Source organism: Halogeometricum sp. S3BR5-2 (assembly GCF_031624635.1).
Classification (GTDB): domain Archaea; phylum Halobacteriota; class Halobacteria; order Halobacteriales; family Haloferacaceae; genus Halogeometricum; species Halogeometricum luteum.
In genome coordinates, this window is sequence record NZ_JAMQOQ010000001.1 from 601,208 (window position 1) to 624,510 (window position 23,303).

Annotated in this window: 25 protein-coding genes and 1 tRNA gene; 18 read left to right on the plus strand and 8 right to left on the minus strand. The window is 68.5% G+C overall.

All coding sequences use genetic code 11. The features are described from left to right. The first annotated feature begins 38 nt into the window (after positions 1-38). The 3 genes from NDI79_RS03080 to trkA all read left to right on the plus strand — a co-directional run bounded on the left by NDI79_RS03080 (position 39) and on the right by trkA (position 3,521). Positions 39-1,217 carry a pyridoxal phosphate-dependent aminotransferase gene (locus NDI79_RS03080; RefSeq protein WP_310926978.1) on the plus strand — a complete coding sequence of 393 codons (1,179 nt, stop codon included), beginning with the start codon at positions 39-41 and terminating at the stop codon, positions 1,215-1,217. Between the two features lie 129 nt (positions 1,218-1,346). After that, positions 1,347-2,048 carry a universal stress protein gene (locus NDI79_RS03085; protein WP_310926979.1) on the plus strand — a complete coding sequence of 234 codons (702 nt, stop codon included), beginning with the start codon at positions 1,347-1,349 and terminating at the stop codon, positions 2,046-2,048. A gap of 135 nt (positions 2,049-2,183) precedes the next feature. Beyond that, entirely contained in the window at positions 2,184-3,521 is a 1,338-nt protein-coding gene (gene trkA / locus NDI79_RS03090; RefSeq protein WP_310926980.1) for a Trk system potassium transporter TrkA, read from the plus strand. A 24-nt stretch (positions 3,522-3,545) separates the two neighbouring features. Here trkA and NDI79_RS03095 read toward each other — a convergent pair whose 3' ends face one another. Beyond that, positions 3,546-5,120: a TrkH family potassium uptake protein gene (locus NDI79_RS03095; RefSeq protein WP_310926981.1), complete on the minus strand. Its 1,575-nt coding sequence runs from the start codon at positions 5,118-5,120 to the stop codon at positions 3,546-3,548. Between the two features lie 298 nt (positions 5,121-5,418). Continuing rightward, positions 5,419-5,490 (minus strand) — tRNA-Ala (locus NDI79_RS03100). A gap of 229 nt (positions 5,491-5,719) precedes the next feature. On the opposite strand from NDI79_RS03100, the gene NDI79_RS03105 reads away from it, so the two are divergent. From NDI79_RS03105 to NDI79_RS03125, 5 genes are all read left to right on the plus strand, one after another. Further along, positions 5,720-6,184, plus strand: a complete 465-nt coding sequence (locus NDI79_RS03105) for a 30S ribosomal protein S15 (RefSeq protein WP_310926982.1) — start codon at positions 5,720-5,722, stop codon at positions 6,182-6,184. A gap of 20 nt (positions 6,185-6,204) precedes the next feature. Continuing rightward, entirely contained in the window at positions 6,205-7,407 is a 1,203-nt protein-coding gene (locus NDI79_RS03110) for a hypothetical protein (protein WP_310926983.1), read from the plus strand. Next, positions 7,404-7,766, plus strand: coding sequence for a KEOPS complex subunit Pcc1 (locus NDI79_RS03115; RefSeq protein WP_310926984.1), 363 nt, complete (start codon positions 7,404-7,406; stop codon positions 7,764-7,766). The genes NDI79_RS03110 and NDI79_RS03115 overlap by 4 nt, the downstream gene beginning before the upstream one ends. Next, a complete protein-coding gene (locus NDI79_RS03120; RefSeq protein WP_310926985.1) occupies positions 7,763-8,410 on the plus strand; it encodes a 30S ribosomal protein S3ae in 648 nt (215 codons plus the stop codon). Before NDI79_RS03115 ends, NDI79_RS03120 begins: the two co-directional genes overlap by 4 nt. 190 nt (positions 8,411-8,600) lie before the next feature. Then, the gene (locus NDI79_RS03125; RefSeq protein WP_310926986.1) at positions 8,601-9,008 is read left to right on the plus strand and encodes a hypothetical protein; all 408 of its coding nucleotides are present in this window, start codon (positions 8,601-8,603) and stop codon (positions 9,006-9,008) included. Between the two features lie 5 nt (positions 9,009-9,013). Here the strand turns inward: NDI79_RS03125 and NDI79_RS03130 are convergent, their stop codons facing one another. Beyond that, positions 9,014-9,499: a cupredoxin domain-containing protein gene (locus tag NDI79_RS03130; RefSeq protein WP_310926987.1), complete on the minus strand. Its 486-nt coding sequence runs from the start codon at positions 9,497-9,499 to the stop codon at positions 9,014-9,016. A gap of 144 nt (positions 9,500-9,643) precedes the next feature. On the opposite strand from NDI79_RS03130, the gene NDI79_RS03135 reads away from it, so the two are divergent. Continuing rightward, positions 9,644-10,345 carry a protein sorting system archaetidylserine synthase gene (locus tag NDI79_RS03135; protein ID WP_310926988.1) on the plus strand — a complete coding sequence of 234 codons (702 nt, stop codon included), beginning with the start codon at positions 9,644-9,646 and terminating at the stop codon, positions 10,343-10,345. 21 nt (positions 10,346-10,366) lie between these two features. On the opposite strand, the gene NDI79_RS03140 is transcribed toward NDI79_RS03135, so the two are convergent. Next, positions 10,367-10,669 (minus strand): DUF7111 family protein, encoded by a 303-nt coding sequence (locus NDI79_RS03140; protein ID WP_310926989.1) that lies wholly within the window; start codon positions 10,667-10,669, stop codon positions 10,367-10,369. A 136-nt stretch (positions 10,670-10,805) separates the two neighbouring features. Here NDI79_RS03140 and NDI79_RS03145 point away from each other — a divergent pair, with 136 nt between their 5' ends. Further along, entirely contained in the window at positions 10,806-11,141 is a 336-nt protein-coding gene (locus NDI79_RS03145) for a DNA-binding protein (RefSeq protein ID WP_310926990.1), read from the plus strand. Positions 11,142-11,147: 6 nt separating this feature from the next. On the opposite strand, the gene NDI79_RS03150 is transcribed toward NDI79_RS03145, so the two are convergent. Beyond that, positions 11,148-12,296 (minus strand): acyl-CoA dehydrogenase family protein, encoded by a 1,149-nt coding sequence (locus tag NDI79_RS03150; protein ID WP_310927622.1) that lies wholly within the window; start codon positions 12,294-12,296, stop codon positions 11,148-11,150. 129 nt (positions 12,297-12,425) lie between these two features. Between NDI79_RS03150 and NDI79_RS03155 the strand changes: the two genes are divergently transcribed. From NDI79_RS03155 to NDI79_RS03165, 3 genes are all read left to right on the plus strand, one after another. After that, positions 12,426-13,496 carry a phytoene/squalene synthase family protein gene (locus NDI79_RS03155; protein WP_310926991.1) on the plus strand — a complete coding sequence of 357 codons (1,071 nt, stop codon included), beginning with the start codon at positions 12,426-12,428 and terminating at the stop codon, positions 13,494-13,496. 93 nt (positions 13,497-13,589) lie between these two features. Continuing rightward, positions 13,590-14,465, plus strand: a complete 876-nt coding sequence (locus NDI79_RS03160) for a cytochrome c oxidase subunit 3 (RefSeq protein ID WP_310926992.1) — start codon at positions 13,590-13,592, stop codon at positions 14,463-14,465. A 70-nt stretch (positions 14,466-14,535) separates the two neighbouring features. Further along, entirely contained in the window at positions 14,536-15,177 is a 642-nt protein-coding gene (locus NDI79_RS03165) for a DUF998 domain-containing protein (RefSeq protein WP_310926993.1), read from the plus strand. A gap of 12 nt (positions 15,178-15,189) precedes the next feature. Here the strand turns inward: NDI79_RS03165 and NDI79_RS03170 are convergent, their stop codons facing one another. Then, positions 15,190-16,842 carry a potassium channel family protein gene (locus tag NDI79_RS03170; protein WP_310926994.1) on the minus strand — a complete coding sequence of 551 codons (1,653 nt, stop codon included), beginning with the start codon at positions 16,840-16,842 and terminating at the stop codon, positions 15,190-15,192. 55 nt (positions 16,843-16,897) lie between these two features. Here NDI79_RS03170 and NDI79_RS03175 point away from each other — a divergent pair, with 55 nt between their 5' ends. Both NDI79_RS03175 and NDI79_RS03180 read left to right on the plus strand, forming a co-directional pair. Then, positions 16,898-17,284, plus strand: coding sequence for a hypothetical protein (locus NDI79_RS03175; RefSeq protein WP_310926995.1), 387 nt, complete (start codon positions 16,898-16,900; stop codon positions 17,282-17,284). A gap of 84 nt (positions 17,285-17,368) precedes the next feature. Then, positions 17,369-19,795, plus strand: a complete 2,427-nt coding sequence (locus NDI79_RS03180) for a DUF7527 domain-containing protein (protein ID WP_310926996.1) — start codon at positions 17,369-17,371, stop codon at positions 19,793-19,795. Between the two features lie 187 nt (positions 19,796-19,982). Here the strand turns inward: NDI79_RS03180 and NDI79_RS03185 are convergent, their stop codons facing one another. Further along, entirely contained in the window at positions 19,983-20,288 is a 306-nt protein-coding gene (locus NDI79_RS03185) for a hypothetical protein (protein WP_310923260.1), read from the minus strand. Positions 20,289-20,601: 313 nt separating this feature from the next. On the opposite strand from NDI79_RS03185, the gene NDI79_RS03190 reads away from it, so the two are divergent. Beyond that, a complete protein-coding gene (locus tag NDI79_RS03190) occupies positions 20,602-21,933 on the plus strand; it encodes an adenylosuccinate synthase (protein ID WP_310926997.1) in 1,332 nt (443 codons plus the stop codon). Between the two features lie 58 nt (positions 21,934-21,991). Here the strand turns inward: NDI79_RS03190 and NDI79_RS03195 are convergent, their stop codons facing one another. Beyond that, on the minus strand, positions 21,992-22,384 hold the full coding sequence (locus NDI79_RS03195) for a group I truncated hemoglobin (RefSeq protein ID WP_310926998.1): 393 nt from the start codon (positions 22,382-22,384) through the stop codon (positions 21,992-21,994). Positions 22,385-22,489: 105 nt separating this feature from the next. Here NDI79_RS03195 and NDI79_RS03200 point away from each other — a divergent pair, with 105 nt between their 5' ends. Continuing rightward, positions 22,490-22,675: a methytransferase partner Trm112 gene (locus tag NDI79_RS03200; protein WP_049917238.1), complete on the plus strand. Its 186-nt coding sequence runs from the start codon at positions 22,490-22,492 to the stop codon at positions 22,673-22,675. Positions 22,676-22,724: 49 nt separating this feature from the next. Then, positions 22,725-23,300 (plus strand): DUF7524 family protein, encoded by a 576-nt coding sequence (locus NDI79_RS03205; RefSeq protein WP_310926999.1) that lies wholly within the window; start codon positions 22,725-22,727, stop codon positions 23,298-23,300. Positions 23,301-23,303: the final 3 nt, after the last annotated feature.

Here is a 23,303-nt window from a genome sequence, read left to right on the forward strand (position 1 = left end):
TCCCAACAGCCAAGGGGTCCCCCGACGCAGCGTAACCGATGACCGACCCGACCGTCTCGAACCGGGTGGCCGAGATAGAACCGCAGCAGATTCGGACGCTGTTCGACCTCGCGAACGCGCACGACGGCGAGGACGTCGTCCACCTCGAAGTCGGCGAACCCGACTTCCCGACGCCCGACCACGTCGTCGACGCGGCGGTGCGGGCGGCGCGGGACGGCGAGACGAACTACACGCCGAACGCGGGTATCGACCCGCTCAGGGAGGCCGTCGCGGAGACGCTCCGGGAACGCGGCGCCGACGCCGACGCCGACCGAGTGGTCGTGACCACCGGCGGCGTGGAGGCGCTCTACCTCACGCTCCTGACCGCCACCGACCCCGGCGACGAGGTGGTCGTCCCGACGCCCGCGTGGCCGAACCCGCTCTCGCAGACGGAGTTGGCCGGCGCCGACCCCGTCGAGGTGCCCCTGCCCGCGGCCGAGGACTTCGCGTTCGACGCCGACCGCGTGATAGACGCGATGTCGGACCGGACGGGGGCCGTCGTGCTCACCTCGCCGTCGAACCCGACCGGCCGGGTGTTCGACGCCGGGGAGATGGAACGGGTCGTCGAGGCCGCCGCCGAACGCGACGCCTACGTCGTCGCCGACGAGGTGTACCACGAACTCACGTACGACCGCCCCCAGCCGAGTCTGGCGTCCGTCACCGACCACCCGGACCGCGTCGTCACCGTCGGCTCCTGCTCGAAGACGTACGCGATGACCGGGTGGCGCGTGGGGTGGCTGGCCGGCCCGGAACCGGTGACGGCGGCCGCGACGAAGATACACGAGAGCACCACCTCCTGCGTGAACACGCCCGCACAGTACGCCGCTCTCGCGGCGCTCACCGGCCCAACGGCGCCCGTACAGGAGATGAAGGCGGCGTTCGAACGGCGGCGGGACCGCTTCGTCGAACGGGTGGCGGCGATTCCCGGCGTCTCGATGGGGACCCCCGAGGGGGCGTTCTACGCGTTCGTCGACGTGACCGACCTCCCCGGGTCGAGCATGGACGTCGCGAAGCGACTGCTGTACGAGTACGACGTCGTCGCCGCCCCCGGAAGCGCGTTCGGCCGCGGCGGCGAGGGCTACCTCCGGTTCAGTTTCGCCAACGACGTCGAACGCATCGACCTCGGGATGGACCGCTTCGAGCGCATGGTCCGAAACGAGCGCGGCGACGCGGCGTGAGTAGGACGGTCCGTTACGGATGACGAGGCGAGAGCGGCATCTTATTTCGTATTCATCACTAATTTCGCGCTCGGATTTCGGATTCGACCGGGAGCTTTGTTAGGCTGGACGCCGGTAGTCCACTCGAACATGTCCGCACAGACGATACTCGTCCCCGTTCAGTTCCCCGACCCCGAACCGTTCCCCTCCACGTTCGTCGACGCCTTCTCCTCCTGTCGAGTCGTGCTCCTCGGCCTCGACGAGGAGGCCGACAGCCTCGACGAGGACGAACGCCACCGCCGGGAGATAGAGGCGTACCACACGCTGTACAACCTCGCCGCCCAGTTCGTCCGCCGCGGCGAGACGGCCGACGTGGAGTACGTTATCGGCGAGGACGCCCACGACGCGTGGACGCGCGTCGCGGAGGAACGCGACGTGGACGCCCTCCTCGTCCCGAAGCCGCTGACGACGCTGGCGCGCATCCTCGTGCCGGTCCGCGACGAGAAGTTCGCCGGACCCATCGCGGACTTCCTGAGCGGTCTCAACCAGGACGTGCTCGTCCACACCACGCTGTTCTACGCCGCCGAGTCCGAGGAGGACGTCGAGGCGGGCGAGGAACTGCTCGACGGCGTGCGCGAGCAACTCGTCGAGGCGGGCTACCCCGAACTGCGTACGGACACGGAGGTAGTCGTCGGCGACGACGCGCCGTTCGAAATCGGGAAGGCCGCGTCGGGCTACGACCTCCTCGTGATGGGCGAGACGCAGGACCCCTCCTTCGAGCGCGTCTTCGGGAAGACCTACGACTCCATCGCCGAGGAGACGGACCACCCCATCGTGGTCGTGCGGGAGTAGAACAACCGTCTCTGGTCTCCGTCCCGCGGACGAACCGGAGTAGCGGTCGCGGCGAGTCCTCCGAGTCGAAGGCGATAAGGCTCATACCGATCCGCCGTAATCCTCGTCCATGAACGACACGGGAGGCGGCCCCCGATGCGGATAATCATCGTCGGGGCCGGCGAAGTCGGATCGAACATCGCGTCCAGCCTCGCGTCGGCGCACGAGGTAGTCGTGGTCGACCGTGACCCCGAACGCGTGGAGGAACTCACGTACTCGCTGGACGTGCTCGCGAAGGAGGGCGACGGAACGTCCCTCGAGACGCTGGAGGACGCCGGACTCGACCGGGCCGACCTGATCATCGCCAGCACGGACGTCGACGAGAGCAACCTCGCGATCTGCGGCACGGCGAAGACCGTCGCCGACCCGTTCACGATCGCGCGCGTCAAGAACGTGAGCCTCTTCGACACTTGGAAACGGTCGCAGAACGCGTTCAGCGTGAACTTCATGGTGTGTTCGACGTCCCTCACCGCCGAGGAGGTCGCGCAGGTCGTCGAACTGCCGCTCTCGCTCGACGTCGACCGGTTCGCCCACGAACTCGTTCAGATGACGGAGTTCCGCATCGTCGAGGGGAGCCCGCTGGTCGGGCAGACGATTCGAGAGGCCGACCGGACCGACGCGCTCACGTTCGCGGCCGTCCTCCGGGACGACGATATCATCATCCCGCACGGCGAGACGACGTTCGCCGCCGGGGACAAGGTGGTCGTCATCGGGAGCCCCGACGGGGTGTCCGAGTTCGCGCTGCTAGCCGTGCCCGACGAGATGCCGAAAGACGTGAGCAACGTGTTCGTCATCGGCGGAAGCGAGGTCGGCGTTCACGTCGCTCGGCGGCTCCACGACCGGGGTATCGACGTCCGCCTCATCGAGCAGGACGAACGGCGCGCGGCGGAGGTGGCCGAAGAGCTTCCGGAGGTCGTCGTCCTGAACAACGACGCGACCGACACCGAGTTCCTCGAACGGGAGAACTTCGGGAAGTCGAGCACCGTCGTCACCGCGCTCGAAAACGATCAGAAGAACCTCATGGTCTCGCTCCTCGCCAAGCGGTTGGGCGTACAGCGGACCATCTCGGTGATCGAATCCGAGGAGTACCGGGACCTGTTCGAGGAGGTCGGCGTGGACGTGCCGATAAACCCCCAGATACTGACCGGCGAGGAGATCGCCCGGTTCACCCGCGAGCAGATCGCCGAGAAACTCTCGTTCATCGGGGACGACCGCGCGGAGGTCGTCGAGATAGAAGTCGACGAGGAGAGCGCGCTCGCGAACCGCACCGTCGAGGAGTCGATAGCCGAACTCCCGGACCACGTCGTCATCGGTGCGATCGCGCGCGACGACGAGATGGTGACGCCGCGAGGACAGACGCGGATTCGGGTCGGCGATCACGTCATCATGTTCATCGAGGCCGACGTCAGAGAACGGGTCCTCGCCGCCGTGTAGGTCGAAGAGCGGGTCGGCGAGACCTCACCGGCGCCAGTAGGACGGGGTGAGCACGATGAGCACGGACAGGACCTCCAGCCGTCCGATCCACATCAGAAATACCATGTACAGCTTCGCCGCCGGAGAGAACGGAAGGAAGTTGTTCATCGGACCGACGATTCCGACTCCGGGGCCGACGTTGCCCAGCGTCGCGATGGAGGCGCTCACCGCCTCGATGGCCGAGAGGTCGAGACCGACCCGAAGGCCGTCGAGGTAGAGCAACACCGAGGAGACGGCGAAGATGACGAGGAAGGTGACCACGAACACCAAGACGCTCCTGAGCGTGTCGTCGTCGACTGCTCCGTCGGAGAGGTTGAGGGGGCGGACCGCCTCGGGGTGGACCGACTGGAACAGTTCGCGCGACAGCGACTTCCGGATCAGATACCACCGGACGATCTTTATCGACCCCGCCGCGGACCCGGCCGACCCGCCGAGGAACATCGCGAAGAGGAGCGCTAGCTGTGCCGACTGGTCCCACGTGTTGAAGTCCATGCTCGCGTATCCGGTCGTCGTCACGATGGCGACCGTCTGGAACACGGCCTGCCGAAGGGCGTTCTCGAAGTCACCCGCGACCGGCGCGATCCGCGGCACCTCCGCGAGTCCGACGCCGGTGAACAGTAGTCCGGTGAAGAGAGCGCTGACGGCCGCCATCGCCACGAGATACGACCGGAACTCCACGTTCTTCACGAGACGCCGGGGTTCGCCTCTGAGGACGTACCAAAAGAGCGCGAAGTTGGTCCCGGCGACGATCATGAACGCGGTGACCGCCCACTGGACGGCCGGCGAGAACGCTTCGACGCTCCGGGCTTCGGGGGAGAATCCGCCGGTCGGAAGCGTCGTCAGCGCGTGAGAGACGGCGTTGTAGAAGTCCATGTTGGGCGCGACCCCGAGCAGGTGAAGCCCGTAGTAGACGACGACGGCGAGGACGGTGAACCCGGCGTAGATACCCCACAGCGCGCGGGCGGTGTCCTGAATGCGGGGTGTGAGCTTCTCGACCGTCAGGCCCGGCGACTCCTCTCTGATGACTTGGGCGCCCCCGACCGACAGTTCGGGGAGAATCGCGATCATGAGAACGAGAATCCCCATGCCGCCGAGCCACTGTGTCAGCTGACGCCACATGAGTATCGACCGCGAGTGGCGCTCGAACGAGATTTCTCCGAGGAGCGTCGACCCCGTCGTCGTGAACCCGCTCATGCTCTCGAACAGCGCGTTCACGGGCTGTGCGACGGTCCCGTTGCCGGCGATGAGGTACGGGAGCATACCGACGACGGGGACGACGAGCCACGTGAGACTCACGAACAGGAACCCCTCTCTGTGACCGAGGTCGGGGTCGGGGCGGAGTCGTTCGAGGGAGAACCCGACGCCGACCATCACGGCCGACGTGACGACGAACGGGAGGATACTCTCGCCGTAGTAGAGGGCGACGACGATGGGAAGCAGCGGCGTGATAGCCAGATACTGGAGTACTTTCCCGATGAAGCTCAGGCTCGAACGATAGTCTACATATTTGTCGAGAGCGGACCCCGGAATGCTCCTCGACCCGGGAAGGCTAGGACTCATTGATTTCGTACTTAAATAGCGAGGTAATAAGGCATTTGGCATATCGGGAGCGACGGTGTTCCGACGAGAGAGTGCGTCCACGGCATCGGAACGGCGGCGGGACCCGCTCCGTGTCTTCGACTACGGCCGATAACCTCCGTTCTCTCACAGAATCGCAAGCAGGCGGCGACCCGCGCTTGAAATTCTGTTGAACTCCCTTCTGTGAAGGAGTAATCTCTAAGCCAGAAATGGCGAATCCGTCCGTCTCAGAGCCCGTACCTTGCGGTCGTGAACCCTTGTTATGACGGAGGTATAGTAGTGGACTCGCCGGGATTTGAACCCGGGGCCTCTCCCATGCCAAGGGAGTGATCTACCACTGATCTACGAGCCCTCGAACGCATCAAATCGTTTCCCGGTGTCGGTATTAAGGCCTTCGACTCGGAGCGCTCGACCCCGTGTCGCAACGCTTTTCCCTCGGTCGGGGCAGGGTACAGACGGGAACAGCACGGCCGCAAATCTGACTCGCCGCGCCTCGCGCGGCTCGGGATTGCGGAAGTGCGCGACCGTTCGCGGTCGCCAGTCACGCCTTTCTGCGGTCTGTGCCGTTCCAACCTATACCAATGGCACGAATGCACACCCGCCGCCGCGGTCAGTCCGGTTCGGACAAGCCCGTGGCAGACGACCCCCCGGAGTGGAGCGACGTCGACGCCGAGGACATCGAGTCCCGCGTCGTCGAACTCGCGGAGCAGGGCGACGAGCCCAGTCAGATCGGTCTGAAGCTTCGCGACGAGGGCGTCAAGGGGACGCCCGTCCCGGACGTGAAACTCGCGACCGGGAAGAAGATAACCACCATCCTCGAGGAGAACGACGCCGCGCCCGAACTTCCGGAGGACCTCCGGAACCTGATGGAGCGCGCCATCCGACTCCGCGAGCACATGGAGGAGAACTCGCAGGACATGCAGAACAAGCGAGCGCTCCAGAACACCGAGTCGAAGATTCGCCGCCTCGTCAACTACTACCGCGGCGACGAACTCGACGAGGACTTCACGTACAGCTACGACGTCGCCGTCGAACTCCTCGAATAACGCGATAGCCGCTCTCTCGAATGTCCGCACGACCCGACCACACCCGCGCGCCGGACGCCCCCGCCGAGAGCGTCGCGTCCGCGCTGGCCGACGCCTCGTTCGTTCGGGTCGTCTGCCGAGCGGAGGGCGACGCCCTCGCGGCCGGCGGACTGCTCGCCCGCGCCCTTCGGCGCGCCGGCGTGCCGTTCCACGTTCGGACCGGCGCGTTCGCCCCGCGGGCGGCGCCGCCGGACGGCGACGGGATGCTGGTCGCCGTCGGACTCGACGCGCCGGGGGCTGACCAGACGGTCGCACCCGGCGACGGGACGACGAGCCTCCGCGCGCACGAAATCGCGTCGGCGCTGACCCCCGAGGGCGAACCGGGACCGAACCCGGTGCTCGCCCTCGCGGGCGTCGTCGCCGCCGGCGAACACCCGGGCGCCGCGGACGGAAGCCTGCTCTCCGTCGCCGAGGAGACGGGCGCCGTCGCGCGACGCCCCGGCGTCGCCGCGCCCGTCGCGGACCTCGCGGACGGACTCGCGCACACGACGCTGGCGCACGCGTCGTTCTCCGGGAACCGGGAGGCGGCCGGCGCCGCCCTCGCGGAACTCGATCTGCCGGCCGACCTCGACGAGGCGTCCCACCGGCGACTCGCGTCGCTGGTCGCCCTCGACGTGGCCGGCGACGAGAACGCCACCGAACGCGCCGCCGAGGCGGTCGAACGCGCGCTGCATCCGTACGCGACGCCGGACGCGCCGTTCGCCACGCTCGGCGGCTACGCCGACGTGCTGGACGCCGTCGCCCGGGAGCGACCCGGAACCGGCGTCGCCGTGGCGCTCGGACACGACGCGCGCGTGCCCGCCCTCGACGCGTGGCGGGACCACGCCGCGGCGGCCCACCGCGCCCTTCGCGGGGCGCACGTCGGGCGCTACGAGGGCGTTCAGGTCGTCCGCGCGCCCGAGGAAGTGGCCGGACGCGTCGGCCGTCTCGCCACCGTCGCCCGACTCTGCCGCGACTTCCGCTCGCCCGAACCGACGGCCTTGGTCCTCGGCGACGGCGTGGCGGCGCTCGCGGCGGTCGACGGCGGCGCGGCGGACGCGGCGTCGGCCCTCGCCGAGGAGTTCGGCAGTGGCGACGAAGACGGCGGCGCGTGGGCGGGCGACGCCCGTCGCGCGGTCGTCAGATTCGGCGCGGACGCGCCGGAGGCCGAGGTCATCGCGGCCGTCAGGGAGGCCCTGACGTGACCGACGAACCGGAGCGCGAGCGAGAACAGGAACGAGAGCGAGGACGAGAACGACCGACGAGCGAACGAGCGAGCGAGCGGACGGCGGACGGCCCGGACTCGGAGGACCGAGTTTCGGCCGACGACCCGTCGACCGCTCGCACCGCCCGCCTGCGGACGACGCACGCCGACGCCGAGAGGGTGGCGGCGTCGCTCCGCCCGGACAACACCGACTCCATGTCGATGGTCGTCGAGGGGGACGCCCTCGTGACGACCGTCGAACGGGAGACGACCGGCGGGCTTCAGTCCACGGTGGACGACACCGTGGTCAACCTGACGGTGGCAGACGCCGTCATCGACACAGCAACCAACAACCTATGAGCGAACGATCAGTCTCAAAGCAGAAGCGCGGAAAGCGATGGTACACCCTCGTCGCGCCCGAGCAGTTCGACCGCGAAGAACTGGGCAAGACGATGGCCGACGAACCCGAGAAGGTGGACGGCCGGACCATCGAGGTCACGCTGGGTGACCTCACCGGCGACCAGGGTGCGAACAACACGAAGCTCACCTTCAAGGTGAACGACGTGTCCAGCGACTCGGCGTACACCGAGTTCATCAAGCACGAACTCGCGCGGGACTACCTCCGTAGTCTCGTCCGCCGCGGCGCCTCGAAGATTTCGGCCAGCATCACGGTGCTGACGAAGGACGACTACCGCGTCCAACTCCAGCCCGTGGCGTTCACGACGAAGAAGGCCGACCGAAGCCAAGAGCAGGCCATCCGACGGGTCATGATAGACTACGTCGAGGAGGCCGCCGAGGACCGCACGTTCGAGGAACTCGTCGACAGCGCCGTCGTCGCCGGGAACCTCTCCTCGGCCATCTACGGCGAGGCGAAGACCATCTACCCGCTCCGCCGGGTGGAGGTCCAGAAACTCACCCTCGAAGCGCGCCCCGAAGAGGTCGCCGCCGAGGAGGAGGCCGCCGTCGACGTCGACGAGGAAGACGTCGCAGTCGAAGAGGCGTAAGCCTCGCCTCTCAGCGGTCCGGACGACTCCGATTCTCGACTTTTCTCGCGCCCCCGAGCGGCGGCGCTCCGCCGAATCGAGGGGCGACCGTACGCCGGTCCCCGGCGCGCGTGCGGCCGTCTTCGGTCCGCCTCTCGAATATGCAGTTAATATAGAAAGTTATATCTAATATTATTATCACTAAATCAATATGTCTGCCAAGACTATCGAACGGACGGCCGAACACACGATAGAACTCGACGACGAACTGGGCGTGCCCGTCTTCACGTGGAACAAGTACGTCTCGGGCGAGCGGTTCCGCACCGTCGCTCGGGAGTGGGAGTCGTTCATCGAGGAGACGGGGGCCGAGCACTACGTCGTGAACACGCAGAACGTCACCGCCCACGACGCGGACGACAAGCAGTGGTTGGCCGAGACGTGGATTCCGTCTCTCATCGGGCACGGCGTCACGTGTGGCGCAGGAGTGTACGCCGACTCCGCCATCGCCAGCATGGACATGGGCAGAATCGAGTCCCAGTTGAGCGCCATTGACCCCGGCTTCGAGTTCCGCGTGTTCGCCACCGACTCGGAGGCGAAAAACTGGCTCGCGGGACAGTAGCGCGGTTACGACTCGGTTCCGGTTTCGGCTCCCGTCTCGGACCCGCCCTCCTCGACGACGACGGTGCCGACCATCCCCTGGGACTCGTGCGGGATGCAGAGATACCGGTACTCGCCGGGTACCTCGAAGGTGTGCGAGTAGTTCTGCCCGCTGTCGATGAGGCCGCCGACGTTCTGGTTGTAGGCCTCTCGCGCGGCTTGTTCGCTCTCGAACCCGCCGCTGGCGAAGAACTCGGCGTCGTCGGGGATTTCGTTCTCGTAGGCGGTGACGGTGTGTCCGCGAGAACTCGTGTTCCGCCAGACGACTTCCTCGCCGACCGAGACCGTGACCGAGGGGGGAGTGAACGCGACGGCGGTCATGCCGACGTCGTAGTCGCCCTCGGCGGCCGACGAACACCCGGCGAGACCCGCGGCCGCGACGGACCCGACTCCCGCGAGGACGCGACGCCGGGAGAGAGTGTCCGCGGCGCGGTTCCGTTCGGCTTCGTCCATACGAACACTCGGACGTCGAGCGGTAAATGCGGCGCGGTCGGCGTCTCGCTGTCGACGCGCGCACCCGGAGTCGGGAATCCGGCGACGGCGCCCCGCGGTCCCGGAATGTAAAAACGTAAAGCGCCGGTCGTCCACGCCGACTGTATGAAGCCCCGGTTCGTCGGTAAGATGGGCCTCGCCGACGCGGTGACGGTCGGCAACGCTGCGCTCGGCTTCCTCGCCGCCGTCGCGGCGACGGCGAGCGTCGCCCTCGCGGCGCGTCTCATCCTGCTGGCGGCCATCGCGGACGCCCTCGACGGCGTCATCGCCCGCCGCCGCGGCGGCACCGCCGTCGGCCAGTACCTCGACTCGCTGGCCGACGTCGCCTCCTTCGGCGTCGCCCCCGCGTTCCTGGTCGCCGTCGTCGCCCGACGGGCGTGGCCGTTCGACCGCCTCCGCCTCGCCGTCGCCCTCGCCGGCGCCGCCCTGTTCGTCGCCGCCGCGGTCACCCGACTCGGCCTCTACACCGCCTACGACAGCGACCACGCCCAGACGGAGGGCGTCCAGACGACGCTCGCGGCGACCATCCTCGCGGCGGGCGTCCTCGCCGGGTTCGCCGACCCCGTCGTCTTGGTCCCCCTCGTCTACCTCCTCGCGGCGCTGATGGTGACGACGGTGACGTACCCCGACTTACACGCCCAAGACGCCCTCGTCATGGGCGTCGTGCAGGCGCTTGCGGTGCTGCTCTCGGGGCCGTACGGCCGCCGCCTCGCCGGCCACCTAGGGAAGGGGTTCGCGTTCGGACTGCTGTTTCTCGCGCTGTCGTACCTGTTCTTGGGACCCCTGTTCTACTGGCGGCGCGACTGAGCGGGCGGCGAGGAGGAGACGTTACATCCCCATGTCGGCGGCGTCCTCGGGGACCGGCAGGTCGTTCGGCGAGACGCCGAGGAGTTCGGCGGCGTGGTCCAGGGCCATGTCGAAACCGTAGTAGCGCTCAAGTTCGTCGCCGTCGGCGGTCGGTCGCACCTTCAGCATCGCGTACCCCTCGCGGTTCTGCGCGACGGCCGCGGTGGCGCCGCCCGCCTCGAACGCCAGCACTCGTTCGGACTCCGTCTCGTAGTAGCGCGCGGTGATTCCGTTGGCCGTCGCCTCGTCGTCGGCCGTCTCGTCGTCGGCGTCGCCGTCGGTCATAGGGGTCCTAGGGAGAGGCGGTAGTCGAAGCTACCGGTTCGATTCGGGTCGGTCGGGTCGGTCCGAATCGGGGGTCGGCCGCGCCCGCGCGGGCCGGGAACGAAAGCCTCCTGTGCCCGTCGGAGAATGAACGGGTATGCCGTGGTTCCAGAGCGGTCGCCGCCGCGACCTCTGCGCCATCCTCTACGACGCCGGCGAACTCCGGGGACAGAAGCTGAAGACCCGACTGGAGGCGCACTACGGGACGCGCATCGACCCGCAGTCGTTCTACGGGACGCTCGACGCCCTCGTCTCGAAGGGCCACCTCGTCCGGCGGACCGAGGAGATATACGACGTGTACGAACTCACCGAACTCGGCGCCGACGGGGTAGAGTCCCAGCAGTCGTGGCTGGCAGAGCGAGTCGAGAACGGACGGGGTCGAGAGCGAGACGCGCAGTCGGATCCGGACCCGGCCTCCGAGACGGACGGCTGATTCCGATTACCGCTCCGAGCGCAGTCGGTCGCCGATGGTATTTCTGAGAACCTCGCTGGTGCCCTCGTATATCTCGTTGAGTTTCGCGTCGCGGTAGTAGCGCTCCGCGGGGAAGTCCTTCGTGTAACCGTAGCCGCCGTGGATCTGGATGCCCTCGTTGGCGACTTCGCGGCTTATCTCCGAGGCGTACAGTTTCGCCTGCGCGGCCTCCTTGATATAGGGTTCCCCCCGAATCTTCAGGTCGGCCGCCTTGTGCATCAGCATCTTCGCCGCCTGCACCTTCGTGTCCATGTCCGCCAGTTTGTGCTTTATCGCCTGGAACTCCGCGATGGGCTGGCCGAACTGCTCCCTGTCGTCGGCGTAGTCGAGGGCGTCGTCGAGGGCGGCGCGGGCGATGCCCACCGACCGCGCGGCGATGGTGATTCGCCCGCCGTTGAGCGTCTTCAGCGCCTGCACGAACCCCTCGCCCTCCTCGCCGATGCGGCGGTCCGCGGGGATGCGCATGTCGTCGAAGCGGAGTTCGGCGGTCGGACAGCCCTTGTCGCCGAGTTTGTGTTCGGTGCCCTCGACGACGAAGCCGTCGTCCTCCTCGGGGCGCACGACGAACGCGGAGATGCCCTTCCGCCCGGCGTCGGGGTCCGTCTTCGCGAACAGCGTCACCGTGTCGGCGACGGAGCCGTTCGATATCCAGAGTTTTCCGCCGTCGACGACGTACTCCTCGCCCTCCCGCCTCGCCGTCGTCGACATCGCGGGCACGTCGCTGCCCGCGCCCGCCTCCGAGAGGGCGAACGCGCCGATATCCGTCCCCTCGTTCAGCGGCGTCAGGTACTCCTCCTTCTGCGCCTCGCTCCCGAACTCGTACAGCATGTTGCCGGCCAGCGAGGTGTGCGCGGCGACGACGGTGCCGAGGCCGCCCGACCCCCGCGATATCTCCTCTAAACCGATGGCGTAGGAGTGGTAGTCGAGTCCGGCGCCGCCGTACTCCTCCGGGAACGGCATCCCCATGAGGCCGAGGTCGGCCATCTCCGAAACGAGGTCGGCGGGGAACTCGTCCGTCTCGTCTATCTCCGCCGCTCGCGGCCGTATCTCCCCGTCGACGAAGTCGGCCACCATGTCGCGTATCTGTCGCTGTTCCGCGGAGAGCGCGAAGTCCATATGGTGGTCTTTCATCGTCGTTACTTTACGTTATCTCTCGGTCTCGTGGTATCTCTCGGTCTGGCGATAGTGTGCGCGAAGCCTCCACGAAACTTTTTAGTCCCCATTCCGTAGGGAATTACACTTCGAATGTCTCAGCAGGATGAACGTCCCCACGTCGACCGAACCGACCTCGAATGGTGCCACGAGGCGGTTGAGGGGGTCTCTCGCACTTTCGCACTGACAGTCGACGTGCTCGACGAGCCCATGTCGTCCTACATCTGCGTCGGCTACCTACTCTGCCGCATCGCCGACACCGTCGAGGACGCCTCGCACGTCCCGCCGTCGGTGCAGGCGGAGATCCTCCGAACGTACGACGCGGTCCTCGACCCGGACGACGACACGTCCGTCGAGGAGTTCGTCGCCGCCGTCGAACCGCACGTCCCCGAGGAGCAAAGCGAGGACTGGCGCGTCGTCCGCGACGCCCCGCGAGTGGTCCGAACCTTCGGGAGCCTCCCCGAGGACGTCCGCGAGGCGGTGACGCCGCCCGTGCGGGAGATGGTGCAGGGGATGGTGCTGTTCGTCGAGCGCTACGACGACACCGGCGGCCTCCGCATCCAGTCCCGCGAGGAACTCGAGGAGTACTGCTACTACGCCGCCGGCACCGTCGGCAACCTCATCACGAACCTCGTCACCCGCGGCGACGTCTCCCCCGAGCGTCGCCGCCGCCTCTACGACACCGCCGAGGAGTTCGGCCTCCTCCTGCAACTGGTGAACATCTCGAAGGACGTCTACGACGACTACACCGCCGAGAACAACGTCTACCTGCCCGCCGAGTGGCTCGAAGCCGAGGGCGTGCCGCAGGAGGAGGTAATCGACCCCGAACACGAGACGGAGGCGGCGTCGGTCGTCCGCCAGACGGCCGAGCACGCCTCCTCGTTCCTCGACGACGCGCAGACGTACCTCGAGACGGTGCCGCTGACGGACGGCAACACCCTCGCCGCGTGGGCCGTGCCGTTCCTCCTGTCGGTGGGGACGCTTCGCGAACTCCTCTCGCGACCCGAGGACGCCCTCTCGAACTCGGGCGTGAAGGTGTCCCGACAGGAGGTGTTCGCGGTCGTCTCGCGGATGTCCGACGGCGCCGACCCCGACTCGCTCGACGACATCCGCCGGGAGATAGCCGCGCGGCCGTACCACCGCGCGCCGTCCAGCGCGGACTGAGGGACCGACGCGGCGCCGTCCGGACGGCGCCGGCGGCCTGACGCCGGCCGCGACTTGGGAGGATTTTTAGTAGTCCGACGGCTACGTCCGGGTATGGGTACCGAAGAAGCACACGAGGACCACGGACACCACCTGCCGGCGGTGGAGGACTGGCCTCGCGGATTCGGCGAGGCGAGTTGGTGGCCGTTCGTCACCGCGGTCGGCTCCGCCGGCATCTACGCCGGCGCGGGTCTCTACATCCTCGGACGCGGTGAGGACGCCATCGTCGGGTCGATGGTCGGTCCCGTCGCGTTCGTGGCGTCGATCGGCATCTTCCTCGCCGGACTGTACGGTTGGGTCTACCACGCGTTCGTGAGTCACTTCTGGACGCGCGACGCCGACGAGAAGGGCGCGAACAAGCTCCGCTGGGGGATGCTCGCGTTCCTCGGCTCCGAACTCGGTACGTTCGGCGCGCTGTTCGGCTACTACTTCTACATCAGGGCCGGCAACTGGGAGGAGATACTGGTCGGCGTCCCCGAACTCACGGGGTCGCTCGTCCTCATCAACACCGCGCTGCTGATCGCCTCCTCGGCCACGCTCCACTGGGCGCACGTCGCCATCCGCAAGGACGACCGCAAGAAGTTCCTCGGCGGCCTCGCGCTCACGCTACTGCTCGGCGTGGTGTTCATCGGCGGGCAGGTGTACGAGTACTACGAGTTCATCATCCACTCGGACTTCACTCTCACCTCCGGGCTGTTCGGGTCGGCGTTCTTCGGACTGACCGGCCTGCACGGCCTGCACGTCAGCCTCGGCGCGGTGCTCCTTGGCATCGTGTTCATCCGCGCGCTGATGGGACAGTACTCCGCCGACCGCCACGTCTCGGTCAGCACGGCGTCGATGTACTGGCACTTCGTGGACGTCGTCTGGATCTTCCTCGTCGTCGTGCTCTACGTCGGCGCGGAACTCGGCACCAGTTCGGGCGTCCTGTAGTCGGACGCGACCGAACGGACCGAATCGCCGCGACGACTCTTCTTTCGACCGCGGACCGTAGCTACGCCCCGTGACTGACCAGACCGACTCCGAACGGGACCCGGCCGACTCCCGCTCGCCCGCTCGGCGCGCTCACGTTCGAATCCGAACCCTCGCTCGACTCGCCGGTCCGCTCGGCGCCGCCATCGCCCTCGCGGGCGTCTTCCTCGCCGTCGCGCTCTCTCCCACGTTCTCCTGGACCGCGAGCGCGCTCTCGGACCTCGGGGTCGGCCCCCGAACCGCCCTCCTCTTCAACGGCGGTCTGTTCGTCGGCGGCTGCCTCGCGCTCGGGTACGCCCCCCTCCTGAGTGAAGACTCCCGCGCCGTCGCGGCGGCGTACGCGCTCTGCGCCGTCTCGATGGCGGGCGTCGGCGCGTTCCCGTTCGACGACCCGCTGCACTACCCGGCGGCTGTCGCCTTCTTCGCCCTCCTCGCGGCGACGCTCGCCCTCGACGGCGTCCGCCGGCGGGGAACGACGACCGGACGGGTCTCGCTGCTCCTTGCCGTCGCCTCCGCGGCGGCGTGGCCGCTCTGGTTCGCGGCCGGTCTCGGCCCCGGCATCGCCGTCCCCGAACTCGTCGGCGCGCTCTCGTTGGCGGCGTGGGTTCTCGCCCTCGCGCCGCCGGCGCCGTTGTCGCCGTTGCTGTCGCCGCCGCTTCGGCCCTCGTTCTGAGGGGAGTCGACCTCAACCGCAGACGACGTTGAAGCGGTTGATGTCCTCGTCCGTGCCGGCGACGACGAGGACGTCCGCGGAGCGGACGACGAACTCCGGCCCGACTTCGGTGAGCAGTTCGCCGTCGCGTTCGACGGCGATGACCGTGCAGTTCGTCCGGGCGCGGACGTCCGCCTCCGCGAGCGTCTGCCCCGCTATCTGCGGCGCGGCGGTGCGGACGATTTCGACCTGCGACTGCGGCGCGATGACCTCCTCTTCCGTCAGGTTCGACGCGAGGATGCGCCCGCTGACCGTCGAGAGCGCGAGGACGTACTCCGCGCCCGCGCGGTAGAGTTTGGCGATGCTCTCGGCGTCGTTCGCGCGGGCGATGACCTCCGTCTCCGGCGCCACCTGCTTGATGACGAGGGTGGCGAAGATGGCCGTCGTGTCGCTGTCGAGGGCGAGGATGATACTCTGCGCCTCGTCGATGTCCGCCGAGAGGAGCGCCTGTCTGTTCGTCGCGTCGCCGACCACGTCGACGCCGGGGGCGTCTCGCTCGTCGAGGACGACGCTCGGGACGTTCTCCGCGGCGAGGGCGTCGGCGGCCGTCGCCCCCACCTCGCCGTAGCCGGCGACGACGACCTTCCCGCGGCGGAAACGCCGCGTCTCCGAGCGCGTGAGGTCCTTCAGGCGCTCCAGTTGGCTCTCGCGGCCGGTGACGAGCAGGATGGTGTGCTCGTCGACGACGGCGTCGGGGTCCGGCGGCGTGACGAACTCGCCGCGGAACCACGCGCCGATGATGTTTACTCCCGTGCGCCGCCCGATGGCGCTCTCGGCGATGGTGTCGCCCTCGAGGGCGGAGCCGCGTTGGACGAGCACCTCGGCCACCTCGAAGTCGTCGCCGATTTCGACGGCGTCGTCGATGTCGGTGGCGATGGGCGAGGCGGCCTTGCGCGCGAGGCTCTCCCCGAGGATGCGGCGGGGGGAGACAACCTCGTCGGCGCCGGCGTAGCGGTGGTAGTCCGACAGCGTGGCGTCCTCGATGAGGCTGATGACGCGCAGGTCCGGCGCCGCCTGCTTCGCCGAGAGGATGATGGAGGCGTTCGTCTCGTCGTCGTCGTCGGCCACGAGCGCCATCGCCTCGTCGGCGTTGGCCGCCTCCAGCGTCTCGACGGACTCGGGATTGCCGTGGACGACGTCGTCCCCGTCGGCGAACAGGCGCTCGGCCGTCTCGCTGTCGGACTCGACGACGACGTACGGTACGTCGCGCGAGGCCAACTCCTCGACGAGGGTGCCGCCGCGCGAGGTGAACGAGCAGATGATGACGTGGTCGGTCAGGTCCGTCTCCGTCGGCGGCGCGGTGCGGAGGGCCTCCTCGACCAACGGGACGAGAAACAGCGGCAGGGTGAGGAAGATGACGGTGACGCCCGAGAGCATCATCGGGATGGTGATGAGTTTCATCCCGGTGGAGGTCCACTGGCCGGCGTCCTCGCCGTACCCCGTCGTCGTGAACGTCTCGACGACGACGTGCAGGGCGTCGATGAAGGGGACCGAGATGCCCTCGAACGTCGCCATCCCCCACTGGTAGACGAGGGCGTAGCCGACCATCAGGACGGCCACGCCGGAGAGAAACAGCACGAGTCGGCGCTTCGCGCGCGAGAGGGTCTCGGCGGGCCCATCGACCATATACCCACTCTCAACACCCCCGAGGGCTAAAAGGGCGCCGTCCCTCGGTCGGGTCATGGGACGCCGCCGCGACGCTCTCCTCGCCCTCGTCGTTCTCGTCCCCGTCGCCGCGGCTATCGTCGCCCTCGACGCGCCCGTGACGCCCCTCCCCGTCGCCGTCGGCGCCGGGGGGTCCCTCGCGCTCGAAGCGCTCCTGTCGCTCCGTGCGGCCCGCGTGCGCGCCGTCTGGGAGCGTCCGGCGGTGCAGGCGGCGGCCCTCGTTCTCGGCGGCGGCCTCTCGGTGTTGGCCGTCCTCCGCTTCGGTCCCGCCGCGGCGACGGCGCTGGCCGCCGGTCTCTGCGCGTACCTCCTCGTGCTCGCAGTCGCGACGCTCCGCGACGCCCTCGGCGGTCCGGGTTCGGAGTCGCCGCCGTCGGACGGGCGTCGGCCGCCGCGGGAGTAGTGTCAGTCGACAGCAAGAAACCGCCCGGACGCCGGGTCGTTTCTCCGGAAAGTATATGTCTCGGATTCTGTGATATAGCGGCAAATGGATGGACAGACAATCGACACGGTAACCGAGTGGGAGACGGTCCCCGTCGAGGCGGGGTACGAGGGGCTGCACCGACTCGCCGACGCGGGGTTCTCCGGGGCCGTCTCGTCGGGGGAGACGTGGGCGTTCGCGCTCAACGGGCGCTTCATCGGCGTCTTCGGGGGGAGTCTCGAATCGTTCGACGGGGCGGAGCTGACGGCGCACCGCGCGCCGGACCCCGCGCTCTCGCTCCTGTTCGCGATGCGCGAGACGGGGGGCGAGACGCGAGCGAGCTACTACACGAACGACACGCCGCTCTCGGAGGCCGACGAGACGTTGTCCGCGGGCGGATTCACGGGCTACGTCGAACTGGCGGAGAACGTGCTCTCCGGGGACTACTACGTCGCCTACTACGGCGGCAAGTCGATGAGCGTGGCGTTCGTCGGCACCAACGACAGACTCGTCACCGGCGACGAGGCGTTCGAGCGGGCCGACGACGAAGTCGGCATCTACCAGGTGAAAGAGGTCGACCTCCGGATTCTCGACCTGCCGGAGCGCCCGGACGACGGGGCGGACGACCCCGAAGCGGTCGAAGCGAGCGAGGACGCGGCCGCGCCGCCGGACGACCCGCGCCCGGACGCGCAGGCTCCCGAGGCGGCCGCCGCCGACGAACCCGAGACGGTCGACCCCGCCGAGGAGGCGCACGCGCCCCACTCCGCCGCGGACGGAACCGAGCCAGAACCACCGGCCGAGGGGGGCGACCCCGCGAGCGCGGACGTCGCGCCGGTCGAGGGCGACGCGGCGAACGCGGACGACGCCGACCCGGCCCCGACCGCCGAAGTCCCGGAGTCGGAGGCGCCGCGGCCGACGGAGCCCCGCGCGTCGGCACCGACGGACGACGGCGGCGTCCGCGCGGCCGACGGGGAGCGCCGCGACCGAGAGGCGGGCGACGCGAGCGACGACGGGGCGGACGACTCCGAGGCGGTCGGAGCGCGTGAGGAACCCGCTTCGCCGCCGGACGACCCGCGTCCGGACGTGCAGGCGCCCGAGGCGGCCGCCGCCGACGCGCCCGAGGCGGTCGACCCCGCCGAGGAGGAACGCGCCCCCCGGTCCGCCGGGGAAGAGTCTCCGGACGGAAGCGAACCGAACGCCCTCGCGGACTCGGTCGGACACGCCGCCGTCGACGCCGACCGGACGGACGCCTCGGGCGAAGGGGAGACGAGGAGCGGCGACGACCCCTTCTCGGCCGAGGAGAAGTGGCGCGAGGCGGGGTCGATACCGTCGCTGGACCCCGGCGAGTCGAGCACGCAGAACGGCGAGGCGGGGAGCGGCGCGGAGGCGGCCCAGCGACGACGGCAGACGTCGCCCTCGCCTTCTACCCGACGCCGACGGGAGCAGCGGAAACAGCGCCGCGAGGACCAACAGCGGCGACACCGCGAGGAACAGCAGGCGAAGCGCCGCCGCGAGGAGGCCGCCGCGGCCGCCGCCGAGTCGGCGAAGGCGGAGGCGAGCGAGTCGGCCGAAGCGGTCGCCGAACTGCGCGGGCAACTCGAGGCGGCCGAGGCCCGCCGGGACGAACTCGCCGCGGAGCGCGACGAACTGGAGTCCGAACGCGACGAGCACCGCGACCGGGCCGAGGAACTCGAAGCGCGCGTCGAGACGCTGGAGGCGGAGGTCGAACGCCTCGAAGCGCAACTGGCGTCGGCCGACGGCGAGTTCGTCGCCGAGGAGTCGATGTCGCCCGAGGCGGCGCTCTCGGGGACGAACCTGTTCGTCCGCTACCGGCGGAAGGGGCGGGCGACGCTCGAAGACGCCCACGACGGACGGGCGTCCAGGGAGGAGGTCGTCGAGAACCTCCGCCTCGAACACCACACGACGTTCGACACGGCGGGACTGGCCGTCGACGGCGTCCCGTACGAGGAGTTCCTCCGCGAGAGCACGGAGTACGCCTTCGCGGAGTGGGTCGTCACCGACCTCCTGTACGAAATCGGCGAGACGGGCAACCGGAACACGCTCGCGGACCTGTTCGACTCGCTACCGCGCGTCGACCGCATCGAACTCCGCGGCGTCGTCGGCTTCGAGACGGAGGAGGGAGCGGAGAACCGCGAGTTCGACGTCGTCTTCCGCGACCAGATGGGCGACGCCCTGTTCGTCGCCGACATGAACACCGCCCGCACCGCAGCCTCGGAGGCGATGGTGGCGTCGCTGGTCGAGAACGCGCGCGCCGTCGCCGAGAGCAGCGACGCGATGGCGACGGCGTTCTACGTCACCGAGTCGTTCTTCGACCCCGAGGCGCTGGAGTCCGTCTCCGAGGCGACGGGCGGGGGATTCCTCTCGCGGTCCAAGCGGATGTCGTTCGTGAGGCTCTCGCGCAAGCAGGGCTACCACGTCTGTCTCGTCGAGGCGCGGAACAACGAGTTCCACGTGAACGTCCCCGACCTCTGAGCGGGCGGAGAACGACGGCGACGCCGCTCTGCGGGCGCGTCGAGAGTAGTAAGAGGAGGGTCGCCGCGTGGTCAGTCCGGGGGCCGCGTTCCGCGGCCGGCGTCCGCGCACCCGGTGTCGCCGGAGGCGACGCGGACCGTCACCTCAGCCGCGAGACGCCGGCGGCGGCGTGGGACCGTCGGGCGACTCAGTTCTCGATTTCGGCCGCTTCCTCGATTTTCATCGAGTCCAGCTTGTCGACGATTTCGTCGAGCTTCTCGTCGAGTTCGTCGACGAACTCGGCGGTGCGCTCGGTCGTAATCGCACCCTGACTGGAGGGCTCGATGAGGTTCTCCTCTTCGAGGACGCGGAGGGAGTAACGGACTTTGTGGTGTGGGTAGCCGGTCTCGTTGGACATCTTCACGATTCCGATCGGCTCGCTCTCGATGACCATCTTCAGCACCTGCAAGTGCCGCTCCAGCATATCCACTTCCTTCTCAAGTCGGTCTATCATGCCATTTGTTAACTCGTCTTTGCGGCCTTTAAATGTTACCCCTCCGCTCGGCCGCGGGTCGGAGAACTGTCGGTCCGCTGTGACCCGAGCCGAGGGACCCGCGCCGGTCCCGGATAAACCGGTCGACGCGGGCGTGGCCAGTGACGACGTGGTTTTGGAGGCACTGGGCCATAACCGTTTGGGTAGGAGTCTCGTACGAAAATGCACGGGGATGGGTAGCGGCCGCCGTCGGGGCGGTGTTCGATACACGTCGGTGGATAGATGCCGGCGACGGACCGTAATCGGTTTGAGTGCCGCCGCAGAATCGCCGACTATGACCGTCACTATCGTCGGTTCCCAGTTGGGCGACGAGGGCAAGGGCGCTCTCGTCGACCTGTGGGGAGGCGACGCCGACGTCGTCGCGCGGTATCAGGGCGGCGACAACGCCGGACACACCGTCGTCGAAGACGGCGAGGAGTACAAGCTCTCGCTCGTTCCCAGCGGCGCCGTCCGCGACAAGGTCGGCGTGCTCGGAAACGGCTGCGTCGTCAACCCGCGGACGCTGTTCTCGGAGATAGACGACCTGCGAGAGCGCGGACTCGACCCCGACGTTCGCGTCGCCAAGCGCGCCCACGTCATCATGCCGTACCACCGCCGCCTCGACGGCGTCGAGGAGGAGGCGAAGGCCGACTCCGACCTCACCGTCGGCACGACCGGACGCGGCATCGGCCCCACCTACGAGGACAAGGCGGGCCGCCGCGGCGTCCGCGTCGGCGACCTGTTGGACCCCGAGGTGCTCCGCCAGCGACTGGAGTACGTCGTTCCCAAGAAGAAGGCGCTCATCGAGGAGGTGTACGGACTGGAGGCCGGCGAGGAGTGCGACCTCGAGGCGCTCATCGACGAGTACGCCGAGTTCGGCCGCCGCCTCCGCGAGGAGGGGATGGCCGTCAACTGCGGGGACTTCCTCGCCGAGCGACGCGAGGCCGGCGAGAACCTCATGTTCGAGGGCGCGCAGGGGACGCTCATCGACATCGACCACGGGAGCTACCCGTACGTCACCTCCTCGAACCCGACGGCCGGCGGCGCGGCCACGGGCACCGGCGTCGGACCGACCGTCGTCGGGCAGGGCGAAGTCGTCGGCATCGTCAAGTCGTACCTCTCGCGCGTCGGCGAGGGGCCGATGCCGACCGAACTGAAAGAGGACGAGAGAGAGGAGGAACTCGCGGACTTCATCCGCGAGAAGGGCGGCGAGTTCGGCACCGTCACCGGCCGCCCCCGCCGCATCGGGTGGCTCGACATGCCGATGCTCCGCCACGCCTCGCGCGTGAGCGGTCTCACCGGCATCGCCGTCAACCACCTCGACGTGCTCGGCGGACTCGACGAGGTGAAGGTCGGCCACTCCTACGACCTCGACGGCGAGGAGCGCCTCACCATCCCGGCGACGACCGAGCGCTGGGACCGCTGTGAACCGAACCTCCGCGAGTTCGAGACCTGGGAGGAGGTCGACTGGGCGTCGGTCGCCGAGGAGGGCTACGACGCCATCCCCGCGGCCGCCCGCGAGTACCTCGACTACGTCGCCGACGAGGTTGGCGCGCCGGTGTACGCCGTCGGCGTCGGCCCGGACCGCGCCGAGACGGTCGAAGTCGTCGACCCCTTCGATCAGTAGCCGAACCGGTCGGTCATCCCTTTTCCTCGCTTCTCCTCTCCTCTCTGCTCCGCTCGCCTCAGGCCGTCCCGCTCGCCGCCGTCCCGTACTCGTCCGCGACGATGTCGTCGCGGAACGACTCGATGGCCGCTTCGACGTCGGCGCGGTCGGCCGCGGGCACGTCGTGTTCGACCAGCGCGGCGTCCAAGTGCTCCTCGATGGCGTCGTACGCCTCGTGGTCGATGTCCATCCCCTCGTGCACCTCGTCCATCTCCCCGCCGTCGTACTCGCCGGGGCCGCCGGTCACCGCGGCGATGAACTGCGTCTGGTGGGCTCGCTGCTTCGCCATGTCGGTGTCCTCGAAGTACGGTGCGAGTCGGTCGTCCGCGAGGACGCGGTCGTAGAACGCGTCGACGACCGACGCGATGGCGTCGCGGCCGCCCAGCCGGTGGTAGAGAGTTTCCTCGGGCATGCGTTCGACGTTCGCGGCGCCGGGAACAAAATCCGACCGCCGATTCCCGCGGCGCGAAAACGACGAACCCGTAGTCTTTTGTCGCATCGAGACGGAACGCGGAGTATGAAGGAATCCCTGATGGACATCCTCTGCGACCCGCTCGACAAGAGCGACCTGGAACTCGAAGTCACGGAGCGAGACGGCGACGAGATACTCTCGGGGACGCTCGTCGGCACCGTCACGGGCGAGGAGTACCCCATCGAGGACGGTATCCCCAATCTCCTCCCGCCGGATATGCGGGACGAATAGGAACGCGACACCTGAACGCTTTTGAACCGGTGGGTCGACCGTACCAGACGTGACCGAGTCGCTGCGAGTCGAGTTGAACGGAGATGGCCTCCACGCCATCGACGCGCCGCCGTCGTTCTCGGCGGCCGGCGAGTTCTACGTCGTCCTCGAGAACGCGGGACAGGCCGTGCACGTTCACCTCCACCTCGACGACGACCTCTCCGGCGTCGCGCGTCTCGACGGCGGCAACCACTACGTCGAGGGCGGTGACTCACAGCACGTCCACGTCGAGACGTCCCCCGCGGCCGAACCCGTCTCCGGCACGCTGAAAGTCGTCACCGGGTACGGCGCGGAGACGGCGTACGTCGACGTGACGATAGAACCGACGCCGGAGTCGAAACCCGGTATCGACGTCGACGAGGAGTTGAGCAAACCGCCCCAGCGGGAGCCGGAACCCTCCCTCGCCGACGAGTTACGAGGAGCGCTGCCGGCGGAGGTGTCGGTGCCCGTCGCGGCGCTGATACTGCTCGTGGTGTTCGTCGCCGCCCTCGTCGTCACCGTCGTTCAGAACACGGTCGTCGTCCTCAGCGTCGGCGTCGTCCTCGGCGCCGCCGCCGTCGCCGCGCTGTTCGTCCTGCGCGAGTAGCGC